This is a genomic window from Sediminitomix flava (assembly GCF_003149185.1).
Lineage (GTDB): Bacteria > Bacteroidota > Bacteroidia > Cytophagales > Flammeovirgaceae > Sediminitomix > Sediminitomix flava.
The window spans coordinates 739522-756008 of the sequence record NZ_QGDO01000003.1 but is presented as its reverse complement, the minus strand read 5'-3'; the positions used below and the strand labels follow the sequence as shown (position 1 = coordinate 756008).

Genomic DNA, 16487 nt, shown 5'->3' with positions numbered 1-16487 from the left:
CTTTTAGAAATAGGTAATAAAGCCCTCAAAAAGGGGCTCAGGGCTTTTATTGCCTAATTTTTCCACAGTCTGCAACAGCAGCAACAAAAAGCGCAACTGTTAGCAACACAGATAAAATTAAAATGAAACTATATAAAACCGATAAAGGAGTCATTATTGGTGAAAATGGTTATCCTATAAACTGGGATTTCAACCCAATACAGGAAGGTCTATTTTCCTATTTCAAAGGAGGTATTACAATCACTTATCCTTACCGTTCCATCACAATTATTCAACTCTACGAAGTTATTTCTGGAAAATACCATCAGAAAGTTACGGATACATACAGGTTAAAGAAGGATTCTAATATTAAGAGAAGAATGGATTACGTCACCTTCTCAGGTGTATTCTCAAAACGATCAGAAAAAGGAATTATAAGTCAGTCTGGCTATATCTGCTTTGACTTTGACCATGTGCAACAACTTGATGCAACAAAAGCAACACTGATCAACAATAATGACTTCCAGACAGTACTTCTTTTCAAGAGTCCGAGTGGAGACGGCTTAAAATGGGTTGTAGAAGTAGATTTAAATAAGCATCACCAACTTGTCTACTTTGTTGCAATTAGCAACTACTTGCAACAGAAATATAACTTAACAGTAGATAAAGCCTGTAAAGACCTTTCGAGAGCTTGTTTTATTCCTCACGATCCTGAATGCTTTATTCATCCTAAATTTTTTCAACTATGATTTCAATTCAAGACTATATAGAAAACGCTCCAGAACGGGAGCCACAACATATTTCAAATTATACCTCAACCATTTCTGATGAGCTGATACAAAACAGAGTAAAATCCACAATGGAACGTGCTCAGAAAATGATCATTGAAGCTGGAGAGGGGCAGAAACATGAAAACTGTTTAAAGGCTGGAAAACTTATCGGAGGTTTAGTCGGTGGAGAGCTTTTAGCAAATAATGAAGGAGAAGTCTTTCTTATCAATGCGATTAATTCAAATCCGACAATCAAAGACCTTAAAGGCAGGATAAAGGATGCTATGGACGGATTGAGATATGGTATTCAAGAACCTATCTCTGCTGAAGGCATTGAACAAGAAATAAACGAATGGCGAGCGAAACAACCACAAAAGGAAACGACTACTAAACGAAGTGATAAATCAAATCAACGATTCCCTACGATCAACTTTTTCACTGTCAGCGAAGATAAAGACGGTAACAGCAAAACACGTATTTCGCCACACAACCTTATAGAATGTCTAATCGAAAATAAATTCTATCGTTTCAGTACGTCTAAAGGAGAGAGAAAATTTATACGAGATATTGAGAATATTGTAGAATTTACTGAAGTCGACCAGGTTACCGATTTTATTTTCAGACTTTGTAAGACAGGAATAGAACCTCATGGACTCTCCTACCCTGAAATGTTTGATACACTTACACGAAATAGACAATACATTTGTGAGAGTTTCTACGCTAGATTAACCTATGAAAATGAGTTTTCTTTTGTAAAAGATACGGCTACGAGTTGCTTTCTATATTTTACAAATGGGTTTCTTGAGATAACAAAACACGGATGGGAATTAAAACCCTATTCTCAACTAAAGGGCTATATATGGAAAGAGCAAATCATTGCTCACAAATTCAATCCAGAACTCATCGAAGATAGAACAATCCTACCAATGGAATCAGACTTTGCAAAATTCCTACTTTTAATCAGTGAAGGTTATATCAATGAAAAGGAAGAATTCCTTCAAGAACCTCAAATTGATGGAAAACGCATTCAGTCGCTAATGGCTATTATAGGATATTGCCTACACTACTATCACAATACGAAAATGAAAGCTATTGTTCTTACAGATAGCTCTTTGTCAGATTCTGCAGATGGTCGTAGCGGTAAAACACTTCTTACAAAATCTATTGCTCAATTACGTCCCAGTGCAGATATCAGTGGTAAGGATTTTCAAATGAGTAACAATCATCGATTTCAGGCAATCAAACCCAACGATCAAGTTATTATTTTTAATGATATCACTAAGAAATTCAATCTAGAATCCATTTATACAGGTATTACAGAAGGATATGAGGTCAATCCAAAAGGGAAAAATCCATACAAGGTTATTGCTAAAACAATGATCACCAGCAACTCAACATTGAAACTAGAAGGCGGATCAGATAGAGATCGTGTTCATGAATTCGAACTCACCAACTATTTTTCGGAGAGACACAGTCCTTTAGATGAGTTTGGAAAATGGTTTTTCTCTTCTGATTGGAAACAAGCCGAATGGCAATACTTTTTTGCAACAATGACACTTTGTATTAAAACATATCTTGCAACAGGCTTAGAAACTCCCTACAACCCTAATCTACAATTGCGGAAACTGAAAGAAACTACTTCTAAAGAATTTCTTTCTTGGGTAAAGGATTGCAACGACAGTAAAACGTTCTATCCAACAACTGAAACATTGGAGCAATTTCAGCTTGAATTTCCTGATATGGATAAACTCAGAGGCAGAACATTTCAAAAATGGTTTGCCAACTACGCTGACTGTATTCACGATGCCTATTTCGAAAGACCCGAAAATAAGGTCGATGGAAAGCGAGGATTCTACTTTAAAAAGGGTACACCTCCTGCTAGTATATAAGCGTTTTCCTGTAAATTTCTTAAACCTTCTTGGATCATCATTCAAGAAGGTTTCTTTTTTCTCAGTGTATTGTTGCTAACTGTTGCTCAAACATTCAATCCTATTAGAATTGAAGCCTTATTTTATAACAAAACAAAGATTTCAAGAGGGTACAATCTATCACCTCTCTTATAGAATTTTGCGAAACCACACCCTCCCCCTAAAAAATGGAAAATTCTCTGGTCAATCTGGTTAAATGCCAAAAACCTCTACTGAAGCACATTTAAACAGTGTTTTTCTTGACCACTTCCATTTTTTCAATCTGGTCAGAAGTGGTCAAATGACCAGATAAAAACCACATTGACCAGATAGCGACCAGATTCAGAAAAGTTATCTGGTCATAAAAAATAGCTCTCAAACTTAATTAAAGACTGTTTTGAAGAAATGACCAGATTGACCAGATAAAATCCTAGTTTTGGAGGGGTGTATGCTTTCGGGGAATTAGAAATACGAAGAAAGTGAAAGGTAAAATTGTACATTTTAAACAACACACCTTCCGAGTATTATTACTTTAATATCATTTGTTTCAATCCATGAAACTTACTCCAATCAATTGAAGGGTAATCTTCAATAATGAATGTACTATCACTTGTCATCACCGTATTATGTACTCCTGAATTAGAAATGATCCAATCGTTATTTAGCCTAGCTATTAGCAATTCATGAATTACTTTTTTAAGTTGTAATACTTCAATGCGGTTTAACTCTTTAACCACTTCATTACTATAATTTGGTGGGTAATAATTTTTTGGATTAGCAATTAAGCTGTCACAATTTACAGAGTACTTCGAATAAGAAGCCGTCACCTTGTCTAAACCTACCTTATAGATCATAATACGTTCCGTATTTCCACCCCATTCTCCGCACATTTCATCTCTATGTATAAGGTAAAGTGTATCAGCAAACTGAAGAATTGACGCATTTAAATTCTGAATTTCAATACTATTCTTTTTCATCTTTTGATTTAAAAGAAGCCATTTATCCGAACCTTCTGCATTCCTCAACTTGATATCCAATATTCGATCTTCTGAAGATACCTTCCAATACTCATTTACTGACTTCTCATTCAATATCTGATTATAGAATTTTTCAGCCTCACTATCTTTTTCCTTTTCCAATAGAAGCCCCTGCTCAAAAATAAAAGGCACTGATGATTTAATGGAATCTAAATGATGATTCAATACGTCAATTTGTTCATTTAAAACCGTATTACTATTCGCTAAACCTCTATTAATTTGCTTTAAGGAATCTATTTGATTTCTCAGCTCATTATTTTCATTCTCTACAGAACTAAATATATCTTTATCTGAACATGCTGTCAGAAATAAAAAAGCTAAAATGAAAATTCTCATGGTCTAAAAGTTAAAATAATGATCTGCTACTTTGACTGACAAAAGTATTGTTAGTTGCAAGCTTGTTGCTTCTCTGTTGCTAGAGTTAGTTATCTGTATCACAACCTTTCCTAACAGATAATATCAACGCCTAAACTGACTTTGATTGATACTACCCTCTATTACATTGGAAATTACATCAGATACCCTTACTCTCAATACTGTATGGAAATCGCCTTCAAATATTGGAAATTGAGTTACAATTAGGTCATCAGGATATAATACAAGTAAATCTTCCCCTGTTCCACAGCCTAAAAGAGGTCTTGTGATTGACTTCCACTTTCCCTCCATATTTCTTGCTTCAATCGTAATAGGTAGATACCCCGACATATCAGTGATAATACATATTCCTTCTGAGCTATTTTTTATAAAAATAGGATAGCTCTCTCCTAATATATTTTGAGTAGTGTCTATCGAAAGCTGGTAAGTCCCTATTGTATCTTTCACACTAGGCAATACAGGGATTTTCTCATCATATTTTATGATATTCTTCTCATAAGCTTTTTCAACATATTCTCGATGACTATTTAACTTCTGCATATATGTACTATCTCCTCTTTCAGGTCGAGGAAAATGATATTTTGAACTAGGAGAAATCAATATGGTATCCACTGACTGACCTAAATAAAAAATATCATGATACCCTGTTGCGTAACGGGTGAGTGACAACTTCGCTTCCTTTTCAAATCCTGTTTCAACAATAATTGGAAACTTTCTTTCCTCCTGTTGCTGAGTAGTGCAACAAGTCAATAATAGAAGTAAGAAGACTATTTGTTTAAAAAATACCATATTATGTTTTGTTGATTTTGTTGTTAGTATGGGTGAAAATACTGTTGCTTCTGTTGCTAAAATGAGTACAGACACTGTCTGACAGTGGAAAAGACAGCTCAAACACCATGTTTTCATGTATTTGTCTGAGCTGTTGCAATTGTTGCTCCTGTTGCAAAAATTAGTTTATACCTCTATGAATTATTTTGTATCCAATTAGTAATATGATTCTCTATGCTATCCATAAACTCAGAAATGTTACTGCTCGGTTTAATTTGAATAACAGCACATTCTCCTTCCTTTCCATCTTGATAAATGCCTTTATTCAATTTCTCAACTCCAGGATATACCAAAGCGACCTTTTCAGCATCATAATACTTGTGATAAGCATAAAGCTGCCTCAGGTCTTCAGGGCTTGGTATATTGCTTTTTATATACTTCCACTTAGTATCTAATACGATTGTGCTCTCATCTCTACTTAAAACAATATCTGGACGTATATATGACTGCCCTCTTTGCTCACCTTTCCAAAATAGTTTACTGATCTGTCCTTTTACCTTGAAGTCTTTCAGATTACGCTTAAGGCTAACTAATACAAAACGCTCCCACAAGTCATTCATATTGAACATTAAAGCCAGAACGTCATTCTTCCCTTTTGTGAGGTCAGGGTGATAATTCAGCAAAAGCAAATACGCTATATTCAACGCATTTTCATAGTTCTTAAATTTCCTACTCAGATGAAGTTTGTTGAAGGTCTTTTCTGTCACTTTCAAGTCTGCCAATTCAGGAAACTTAAAAAGAACCGACTTTACATTAAGTGTAGGATTTTGATTTATGTCAGCGACCAATTTCAAGGCTTTCAACAAGATTTGGTGAATCTTATGATCGTGATCGTAAACCGTATGACTTACATAGAAACACTCTTTATGAACTACATTTTTACGGATATGCTCAGAGAGTTGTAGCTTACCTTTTAAAGCCTTCTGATTGCTTTCTTCTCTTCTGTACTGTTTGACTAGCCCAAAATGTAACAAGTACTCAATTTCTTTCAGAAAGAGTTCAAAATAGAGATCAAGAATATAATTACTTTTCAATGAAAGCGTAGAACTGCTGGGCGCTGAAATATTGAAAGCGCCTACCACTTTCAACATACCAACTAACGCCTTACGCCATTCTTCTTTTGCAGAATCTTCTGTGTTTCGATCTGCTTTAGGCAATACTTCAATCAGTATATTATCAACTCTGATTACCCCGACATACTCACAGAATTTTACACCTCGATGAATCAATGTAAAGTAGGGTGAATCATCGCCATGAAACCTTACTAAAGCTTCATGGTGCTTTTCGTCAAACTTCACATTTCCTACCTTCTCTCCTATTCGCAAAGACTGATGCTCAAAGACTGTGAAAGTTGTTTGCTTTTTCATCTATCTATTCAATAAGAGATTCAAAGCTTCTTCCAACTCATCGCTTTCCATTTCTAATGGGTTCTTTAGTTCATATTGCTTTTGACTTGAGTACATTTCTGTATCAAAGTCTTCGATTTCAGCAAACAAACCACTAGGTACTTCTTCTACCTCTTCAAAGAAACCTTTACCCAATACCAAAGCAATTTTCACATAATCGCCATAAAAATACTCCTGAAGCAACGGAATGATTTCTTTGGCAAATGATAGTTTTAAATCTTCTTCATCTTCAACTTTTAGGAAATAGCTATGTCCAATCTGATGATCTCTATCTAATAAAACTTTGATACGCTTATTGATGGTATTTAGGATTGTCTTTAAGTTGAAACCTGTTTCTTTTTCCTTATCAGTAAGTAATTCATGATTTGGCATCATTTCTTCAAAGACAAAACGTCTTCTTAAAGCCGTATCTAAAGCTTCTACTGAACGGTCTGCCGTATTCATTGTACCGATGATATGAAGATTGTTTGGCACTCCAAAAGACTTTTTGCTATAAGGAAGTATCACTTGAATTTCTTCTTCATTACCAATTCGTTTACTTTCCTCTATGAGCGTTATAAGCTCTCCGAAAATAGAAGATACATTTCCTCTATTAATCTCATCTATAATAAGGACAAATGATTTTTCTGTAGCGTCTATATCATTCTCAGTAGTTTTTGATTTCAAGTAATCAATTAATGGATGATAATAAGTTCCTAAGCCACTTTTAAATTCTCTCTTACCAAAATATATATCTCGTAAAGTTGAAATAACAAGATCATGGCTTGTTCCACCACTTGCCTTAGTAAATTTAATATTACTTTCGTTTATAGATGTAATTCTAAATGAAGCTTTTTTCATAGGAATCTCCACCTCGTTCGGATCACTTTCATCGAGTTCTTCTCTTAATATCTCGATCAACTGATCAAACGTAGCCTTTTGAAAAACCTGCTCTGATGTATTTATAAATTTTTCAGCCTCTCTACATATTTTTTTAAAAACACCACTCTCAGTACCATAAGAGATATTATCATTTATAACTTTTGGCTTTATACCTTCTACAAAATCCTCATAACTCATACTTTGATGAAAAGTAGTGAAAACAATTTGACCACTATTCACTAATTCATCATATCTAGTTTTTGCGACGTTTCTATCAGAGGGTACTACTCCGTCTATTATTTCAAGGGCTTTGTTTATGGTATTATAAGTCTTCCCTGTACCAGGAGGTCCATAAAGAATCTGATTCAAAGATGGTTTTACTTCATAGGTTTCATATTCTTCTTCATCTTCTGCTTCTTCTTTTTGCGCAATACTGTGTTCTTGCCAAAGTCTATTTGTATAAGCAAAAAACTCTTCATCACTTGGTTTATTTTTTACTATAGCCTGCTGTATTTCAGATGTTTTAGATTTAGAAGAAATCCCCAGCTTTTCAGCAATTGACTCAAGTACATACCTTTTAAAAATATTACTAATCTGCTTATCAGAATAAAGAAACGCAATTTTCCATTTATATACTTTACCTAAATCTATAGTGTCTATTTTATGAAAATTGCCTTCAGAAGAAGCCTCTATTGTTTTTATTATTAGCTTTTTAACTTTCTTAAATACGCTTTCACGATCTTTACCATATTTCTCTAACCAAGCATATTCACCATCATCTTGATAGCCATTTCTTGAGTCAATATTTGTAAGATCCCTTTTTTTATATATCCCAAACTTATGCGCTGTACCACCTTGAATACCCCCCAATAGTTTTGTCTTAGACTCTAGACAATAAGTAAAAGCATCATCTTTATTAAGATTAGTATACTCCTCTAAAGTCATTGAATGTACTCTTTCTAAAGGCCATTCATTTAAAAAATCTTGTAATACTTGATCTTGGTTATTCATAAATACCTTAAAAAATCTATCCTGTTAAAAAATTAGCTTCCTTGATACTTCTTAAAATTCTCCGCTTGCTCAAAAATCTCTTTGTACACCTCATCCCTGTCTACTGGTGGGTAGTCGTGAGAATCGAGCAAAATGATAAGCTCTACTTTGAGCATGGCTCTGATATCTTCTCGCTTATTCCAATCGGGGAAGGCACATTGGTCATCAACAATCTTTTTGACGGCTGTGGCAAGTACCAATAGATCATCATCTGGATAATCGAAATCGTACTTTTGAGCCATTGCCTTTAGGATATCATAGAAGGCTTTTTCCTCGAAGTCAATGCCAAGTGTTTCTCCTGCTGAGAATTCCGCTTTGATCTCACTCAATAAGTCTAACAAACGGTCTGTAAGGTCAGAATAGAAGTAATCGGCTTCTGCTCCTGTAAAGTTATTTCCTTCTCTGAGGTTGTAACGTTCTACTAGGGCTTCCATCTTTTTAGAGAAGTCCACACCTTGCATTTTATTGACCTTTTTGAGCTTTCCAATTGCTTGTTGTAGAAGCTTTTGGAGCAATTGGATTTTGGTGTTTGGCATCTTGATATTGCCAAGCATACGAAGGTATTCTTCATCGAAAATATCTTCCTCTCCTTCTTTGTTTCCTTCGATCTTAAGGATTTCTTCAATGCCGTCTGATTGGAGAGCATCTTTGACCATTTCTCGGACACGAGCATTCATTTGTGCGGTGTCTGGTGCTTCGCCTTTGGTCAGTTTGAAGATGATTGAACGAATGGCTAGATAGAAATGGATTTGGTCTTTTTCTTCTTCACTCAAATCTTCACTGCCCGAACAGATATCGTATGCTGATTTCAGACGTTTAACCATATCCATAAAGCGTTTTTTGCTTTCTTCGGTATGCAGTACAAACTCTGAAGCTAGATTTAAGCATTGCAATTGCTCAACGGAAGTTCCGTGATAGTATTTGCTTGTATCGAAGCTATGGAAGAATCTTTTGAGCAAGTCTAAATGATCTTTGACCACTACAACAGACTGCTTGATATCTTCAAAGTTTTGTTCCTCCTCCTTGTTGTACATCGCAAGGGCTAGGTTCATTTCTTTTTTGATACCAATATAATCAACTACCAAGCCTTTTTCCTTGCCTTCAAACTTTCGGTTTACCCTAGATATGGTTTGGATAAGGTTATGCTTTTGGAGTGGTTTATCAATATAGATCGTGTCTAGGAATGGTACGTCAAAACCTGTGAGCCACATATCTACGACTATCGCAATCTTGAAATTAGATTTCGGATTTTTGAACTGTGCATCCAAAGTCTTGCGATAGCTCTTATCTCCGAGCATTTTGTAAAGATCCTCTTCGTCATCCTTTCCTCTGGTCATAATCATTTTGACACGCTCCATAGGTAGGATTTCCTTTTGTTCTTTTTCGGTTAGTCCATTTTCTCCTTCTTCACCTTCGGCATGTGTACGGACTTCAGCCCATTCAGGACGTAAGGCTATCAGTTGTTGGTAGAAATCATAGGCAATGTATCGGCTACTGCATACAAACATGGCTTTTCCTTTTACGGTATTGCCTTCTGCGATACGATTTTCATAATGTGCTACAAAGTCTTTGGCAAGTGTCGCTAAACGATCGGGATCACCTAGAATGACATTCATATTTGCCATTTCTTGCTTACTCTTATCTACATGGTATTCGCTAGAACCTTCTCTCAGGCAATTGTCGTAGTATTCCTCAATCTGTTGGAGTTGCTGATTGTTCAAGACAATTTTTGCAGAACGCCCTTCATAAACCAATCTGACCGTAATTTCATCTTTTACAGACTCGGTCATGGTGTAGGAATCTACGATATTTCCGAATACGTCTAAAGTGGCATCAATTGGCGTGCCTGTAAAGCCTACATAGGTGGCATTTGGCAATGACTCATGCAAGTGCTTTGCGAAACCATAGCTTTTCTTTACACCTTGCTCTGTGACCGTAATTTTCTGATCTAAATTGACTTGGCTACGGTGTGCTTCGTCTGAAATACAGATGACATTGGTACGCTCTGTGAGTAGTTCGGTGTCTTCGTTGAACTTATGGATAGTGGTTAAAAATACCCCTCCCGAATTACGTCCTTGCAGTTTGCTTCTGAGGTCAGAACGGCTCTCTACACTTTGTACCACTTGATCTCCGATATAGCCTTTGGCATTGGTGAATTGCCCCGAAAGCTGATCGTCCAAATCGGTACGGTCTGTAATAATGATGATGGTCGGACTTTTTAAGGCTTCGCTTTTCATCAGCATACGAGCAAGGAAAAGCATCGTGAAACTCTTTCCACAACCCGTAGCTCCAAAGTACGTTCCTCCTTTTCCGTCTCCTTCGGGCTTTTGATGCAAGAGTACGTTTTCGTAAAGCTTGCGAGTAGCGTAATACTGCGGATAACGGCAGAGTACTTTTACCTCTTTGTTTCCTGTATCAGGGATATAGATAAAATGATGAATGATATCGAGCAATCGCCCTTTGTCAAACATTCCTTCGAGCATGGTAAAGAGCGATGAAATACCATCTACTTCTTTTGCCAAGCCTTCGGTTCTTCGCCAAGCGTAGAAAAATTCGTAAGGTGCGAAAAGGGAACCTGCCTTGTTGTTTACACCATCGCTAATGACACAAAAGGCATTGTATTTCAGCAGTTCGGGAATATCACGACGGTAGCGAACGCTCAGTTGTTCGTAAGCATCGTGAATGGTCGCTTCTTCTCTGATCGCTGATTTGAACTCAAAGACCACCAAAGGCAAGCCGTTGATATAAATAATTCCATCGGGAATTCGGAGTTCTGCCCCTTGAATTTCGAGCTGATTGACAATTTTGAAGCTATTGTTCTCAATCTGCTTATAGTCTAAGAGCTGAATCAGAAGGTCTTTCTGATCATGTTTTTCTCTTTTGAAAATAAATCCATCCGATACCCATTTCATGAATTTCTTATTGCTATCATATAAGTCTGAAGAAGGCAATACCTCCAACTGACGGATGATTTGGCTAATCTCGGCATCAGAAAACTGTGCTTCGGCATAACGCTTTTTCAGAAAGGCAAAAAGATCATCTTTGAGCAATGCTTCATCTTTTGCTCTAGTAATCGTTTCTCCTTTCTGATAAGTAAAGCCTTGCTTCTGCAATAGGTCAATTACAGCTTCTTCTAATTTGGCTTCGGTGTATTTCATCAGATTCCTTTATGTTTACTAGTTAAAAAAACCTTCTTTTTTTATTTCCTTCACCAAATGAGTTAGGGATGTTAATTTCGCTCCAGACTTATTCTGATTATAATTAACAATAACCAATTTACCATCATCGTCTTTACTCGGCTCTAATTTGTTTGGTACTTTCTTTCCCCTAGGAGGACCAAATACTCTTATACCTACACACTTAAGTTCCTCTGGGTTAACACCTGTTGTTTTTTCATAGAGCATTTTAGCTAAGGGAATTGTAGATACAATTTGTTTACGTCCTTTAGATTTATTGTCATTTGTTTTTGATTTCTTTAAGTCTAAAACAAAGCAAAAAATATCGTCTCCCTGTAAAGAATAGATTATATAATCAGCAATCTCTAAGCTTACACTACTTGTGAAAAAAGCCCAAACTCTATCTTTTTCATTATCTAACGGAGAAATAACTAAGGTTTTATCTAATTTTTCATATTGAGAAAGTGGCACTTTCATTTGCTCAGACTCTTCCTCAAGCAACCCTGTCAAACACTTACTAGACTCATTAATTCCTTCTCCAATTTTTTTAAAAATATCCTGAGACATATATTAATCCAAATTTTCATACAGCTCCTCCAACTCATTACTTCTTTCATTCAACCTTTCTAAGGTTGTATTTATTGATGCTATATCAATCCCTTGATCACTAATATTCAGATTCTTTATCTTAACCTGAGTTTTAGCCTCTTCTCCATCTAAATAAAGTGCTTGAGCATTATCCTTATTTATTGATACTCCTTTATTGTAGCCCCACTCAAGAACCTTTTCTTCTTGCCCTTTTTCAATAAGTACTCCAGCTAAGAACATATTATTAATCTCAGATATAACATAATCACTATGTGTACTTAACCATACCTTAATCCCCGAGTTTGACATTTTTACCAAAATGCGAGCAAATAATATCTGCATATCGGGATGTAAGTTCATTTCTGGCTCATCTATCATCACCATATCCCCTTTCTCTCCTGTATGCTTTAGAAAAAGTAATACACTAGATATCGTTTTAATAAAAGATGCACTTAAATGAACAGGAACTTTCTTCCTTCTAGACTTTTGAGGAACAAATTCTACTTCTCCGTCTGAGCTAATATTGATCGTCCCTTGTAAAATATCTGTTTCTATTTCATTTGCTAACTTTAAAAAACAAGGTTCAGATTCACTTTTTGTCAACTGAGTAAGGTCTTGTGCCTGACGTAGAGCATCCTCAATTGCTTCAGGGTAACGATTAGAATTCCGTTTAAGTAATTTAGAAAGTGTATCTTCTTCCTTTTTTGAATTGATTAAAAAATTATGCATTTGGTCAATAATCTCAGACCTCTTTAATGATAATTCTTTACTAAAAGTATATAAGGAATTTCTTTCAACAGGAATGTAATATACTCTTCTTATTGATATGAGTTTTAGAATACTCTTCTTCACAAAAAAACTCATAACCCCAGCAATCGCAGTTTTTCCTGTTGATTCATTTTCGTCATCCAAAGGGAGCTTAATCCTTTCTTCCCCTTCTTCCTTAGCTACAAGTGTATCATCTCCTCCATTCTTTAGCTCTATTTTAGAATCCATATATTCTTTATGTAAACTATCGATCTCAATGATTTGAATTCCCAACTGATTAAAAATCATATCAGCTGTCTTACGGTCAACACCTAATAAAGCTGGTAAGTCTTCATAAAAAACATTGAATATCATATTCAATACCTTTTGAAAACGTGAAGGAGACAATGTTAAATAGTAATAACTTTTATCTTTTTCTATCCATTTATCAAGGATGTAACGGTTATCATTGAGAGTTATTTCTGAGAACCTCTTCAATAAACCATATACCATATACCCTAAATAGGTTTTCCCTAAACCATTCCCTCCAGTAACGATAGTTAACTGTTTACTAAGGTCTATTACATAATTCTGCTTCCCTCTGACAGGTCCAAAATTATTAATCCTAACTTTCATGATTATTTATACTAATACTAGTAAACTTTTATACAAGTTGTAAATATAATGAAGTAGTCCACAAGCTCCTTTTCTAAGCTTAAATTTCTGATATATTGTTAATCTCCAACATCACCTCTGGCACACTCAATTTCCCCGATATTAATTGAGGTAATAAAATGTCTCGGAGTTGAGTTAGATTTTCTGTTTCTTTAGAATTTGATTCTATCTTTAAGTAGAATTGCTCTAACTCTTTTTCAAATTGAATTAGTATTTCATTTGAAGGAGTCAATAAATTCATACTGTTTAGAACCTTAGTTGTCATACTTGGAACGGCAGACCCAACATTCATTTCAGTAAAATTTAACCTTCGTAAAGTGTAAAAGAGAAATTTTACATAGTTCTCAATTTTGAACTTGGTAAAGAACATCGTATCAACTGACCAAAAAGGTTCTCTCACATACATGATATTGTTAAGTGTTCCTTTTCGAGGGATTAAAACAGATTCAGCTTCACAAAGCGTTTGATCTACATATCGCATTATTCCGCCTGAACCATATACTGGAAACTGACCTTCAGATAATTTTTTGTGGTCTTTACCATACTTTACCTCTACATTTTCTTCTAACTTCTTCACCTCCCATCCCTCAGGAATCCATTTTGCAAGTGTCTCATTATAGACAAAAGAAGAAGGGAAAAGGGCTTGAATCTCTTCGGGCAAACTTGGATATTCTGAATTGGCGAGTACAGCCTTTCGCTTTTCGGCTTTATAGGCTAAAGCTTTGGGAATTTCGTTTCTTTGTTTGAGAGCATTGTCTATCACAGGATCGAAGTCCACAAACCAAGACTGAAAGAGGGCTTGTGCCATTTCTTCCAAACTCTTATTCATTTGGCGGTTTAGCTCGATTTTATCGTCTAATGTACCTAGAATATGAGCTATGGCTTTTTGTTCATGAAGTGGGGGGAGCTTAACCTCTAAATTTTCTAACATGCTTTTTGTTAAAGCATTTCTTGTCGCTCCCGAAGATGCAAGAGTAAGTAAATGTGCCTTTTGGTAAGGTGACAACAAAAAGTATTTCAGAAAAGATGAATCTAATTCTTCTTTGTTTGGTCGAAGTATAGCCACATGCTGATTCACTCTAGCAGGTAAATATTCTTTTGGTGCAGAACAGACTCTTGCCACTGAATCACCTGTAATATTAATAAGAATATCACCTTCTTCAATAATTACATTTTTCAACTTTTCAGCTTGATCTTCATCAATAAAAGCTAAGCCGTCGGTTGAAAACTCAAAGTCTAAAACGTTTTGACTTCTGATAAGAGAAATACCTTCTGTTTTATAAGCTTCTTTTCCACCTCTAGGAGTTGAACCACTTCCAATCTTAGAGGTAACATCTATTAATTTAACTTCTCTCCACCCCTTATTCATAGCCCAAAAGTTTTAAGTTTTCACGAATAGCCAAGTCTAAAACTTCGGCCTCTTTCATTTGGCTAAAAAGCTTTTGGCTTAGGCTGCTCATTTTCTCTTCAAAAGGAATTCCGTCATCTTCCTCTTCGGCAACTCCCACATAACGCCCTGGGGTCAGTACATAATCATTCTTCTGAATATCTTCTAGGCTAGCCGACTTACAGAAACCTGCTACATCTTCATAATTTCCGTCCTTTTCTTCTCCACGCCACGCATGGTAGGTACGGCAAATTTCTGCAATATCTTCTGCGGACAATTCTTTTTGGGTACGGCTTACCATACTCCCCATTTGTCGAGTATCAATGAAAAGGGTTTCGCCCTCACGATTACGGTAACCGTGTTCGTTATCTGCCTTTTTGTTTTTGGTCACAAACCACAAACAAACAGGAATTTGGGTAGTATAGAACAACTGCCCTGGCAAGGCAATCATACAATCTACCATATCATTTTCGATCAGTTGCTTACGGATTTCGCCCTCTCCCGAAGTATTCGAACTCATACTACCGTTGGCAAGTACAAAACCTGCTGTACCTGTTTCAGAAAGTTTGGAAAGCATGTGCAAAATCCAAGCGTAGTTCGCATTTCCCGTAGGAGGAGAAGTATAACCAGCCCAACGTGCATCGTCTTCTAGTTCGTTGGTCTCTCTCCATTGCGATTGGTTGAATGGCGGATTTGCCATAATATAATCCGCTTTCAAATCGGGGTGCTGATCTTTGAAGAAGGTATTGGCTGGTACATCGCCAAGGTTAGCCGAGATACCACGTACGGCAAGGTTCATTTTGGCTAGTTTGTAGGTAGTAGCCGTATATTCTTGTCCGTAGATCGAAATGTCTCTCTTGTTTCCTTGGTGGCTTTCCACAAACTTGATCGACTGTACAAACATCCCTCCCGAACCACATGCAGGGTCATAGATTTTCCCTTTGTAAGGTTCTAGCATTTCAGCGATGAGGTTTACCACACATTTTGGGGTATAGAATTCCCCACCGCCTTTTCCTTCGGCAGAGGCAAATTTGCCCAAGAAATACTCGTAGATGCGTCCTACTACATCATTTTCCTTATCGCCTAGCGTATCAATATTGTTGATCGTATCGAGCAATGCCGACAGCTTGGAAGCATCAAGGTTTAGCCTAGAAAAATAGTTGTCTGGCAAAGCCCCTTTCAAAGACGGATTGTTTTTCTCTACGGTATGCAAAGCTGTATCAATCTTTAGAGCAATATCGTCTTGTTTGGCATTGGCAATCAGATACTCCCAACGAGATTCTTCGGGCAAGAAAAAGACATTCTTCATATTATAGAATTCCTTCATCTCTAAGTATTTCTCTTTCCCTTCTCCGATCAGCTCCTCTCTACGCGCTGTAAACTTGTCTGAGGTAAATTTCAAAAAGATCAGCCCAAGTACTACGTGCTTATATTCCGATGATTCTACCGTTCCTCTGAGCTTGTTGGCTGAGTCCCACAGACTCTCTTCCATACTCTTCTTCGCTTTCGCTGCTGCTTTCTTTGCCATGAGTTAGTTTAAAATATCTATATGAAAAAAGCCTCCCAAAAGAGAGGCTTTCTGTATTATCTTTTACAAGCTTTATGGCTACAGTTATGATGGTGGTTGTAGCCTAATTTCTCTTTCCTTCTAAGAACGATGATTGGACAAAAAATAGGAAAGGATTGATGTTAAAATATGTT

General features: G+C 36.2%; 11 protein-coding genes. 2 read left to right on the top strand and 9 right to left on the bottom strand.

Going from position 1 to position 16487, the window contains the following annotated elements:
* The first annotated feature begins 122 nt into the window (after nucleotides 1–122).
* A complete protein-coding gene (locus BC781_RS14665) occupies nucleotides 123–728 on the top strand; it encodes a BT4734/BF3469 family protein (protein ID WP_109619040.1) in 606 nt (201 codons plus the stop codon).
* Entirely contained in the window at nucleotides 725–2638 is a 1914-nt protein-coding gene (locus BC781_RS14660; RefSeq protein WP_109619038.1) for a primase-helicase family protein, read from the top strand. Before BC781_RS14665 ends, BC781_RS14660 begins: the two co-directional genes overlap by 4 nt.
* A gap of 545 nt (nucleotides 2639–3183) precedes the next feature.
* On the opposite strand, the gene BC781_RS14655 is transcribed toward BC781_RS14660, so the two are convergent.
* The 9 genes from BC781_RS14655 to BC781_RS14615 form a co-directional block, all read right to left on the bottom strand.
* Nucleotides 3184–4029, bottom strand: a complete 846-nt coding sequence (locus BC781_RS14655; protein WP_109619036.1) for a hypothetical protein — start codon at nucleotides 4027–4029, stop codon at nucleotides 3184–3186.
* Between the two features lie 123 nt (nucleotides 4030–4152).
* Nucleotides 4153–4857: a hypothetical protein gene (locus tag BC781_RS14650; RefSeq protein WP_146201695.1), complete on the bottom strand. Its 705-nt coding sequence runs from the start codon at nucleotides 4855–4857 to the stop codon at nucleotides 4153–4155.
* A 173-nt stretch (nucleotides 4858–5030) separates the two neighbouring features.
* Nucleotides 5031–6263 carry an McrC family protein gene (locus tag BC781_RS14645; protein ID WP_109619032.1) on the bottom strand — a complete coding sequence of 411 codons (1233 nt, stop codon included), beginning with the start codon at nucleotides 6261–6263 and terminating at the stop codon, nucleotides 5031–5033.
* Nucleotides 6264–8174, bottom strand: coding sequence for an McrB family protein (locus BC781_RS14640; RefSeq protein WP_109619030.1), 1911 nt, complete (start codon nucleotides 8172–8174; stop codon nucleotides 6264–6266).
* Between the two features lie 32 nt (nucleotides 8175–8206).
* The gene (locus BC781_RS14635; RefSeq protein ID WP_109619028.1) at nucleotides 8207–11371 is read right to left on the bottom strand and encodes a type I restriction endonuclease subunit R; all 3165 of its coding nucleotides are present in this window, start codon (nucleotides 11369–11371) and stop codon (nucleotides 8207–8209) included.
* 18 nt (nucleotides 11372–11389) lie between these two features.
* Nucleotides 11390–11956, bottom strand: coding sequence for a hypothetical protein (locus tag BC781_RS14630; RefSeq protein ID WP_109619026.1), 567 nt, complete (start codon nucleotides 11954–11956; stop codon nucleotides 11390–11392).
* A 3-nt stretch (nucleotides 11957–11959) separates the two neighbouring features.
* Nucleotides 11960–13360 (bottom strand): AAA family ATPase, encoded by a 1401-nt coding sequence (locus BC781_RS14625; protein WP_109619024.1) that lies wholly within the window; start codon nucleotides 13358–13360, stop codon nucleotides 11960–11962.
* A gap of 79 nt (nucleotides 13361–13439) precedes the next feature.
* A complete protein-coding gene (locus tag BC781_RS25495) occupies nucleotides 13440–14768 on the bottom strand; it encodes a restriction endonuclease subunit S (protein WP_158281491.1) in 1329 nt (442 codons plus the stop codon).
* Entirely contained in the window at nucleotides 14761–16314 is a 1554-nt protein-coding gene (locus BC781_RS14615; protein ID WP_109619022.1) for a class I SAM-dependent DNA methyltransferase, read from the bottom strand. Before BC781_RS14615 ends, BC781_RS25495 begins: the two co-directional genes overlap by 8 nt.
* Nucleotides 16315–16487: the final 173 nt, after the last annotated feature.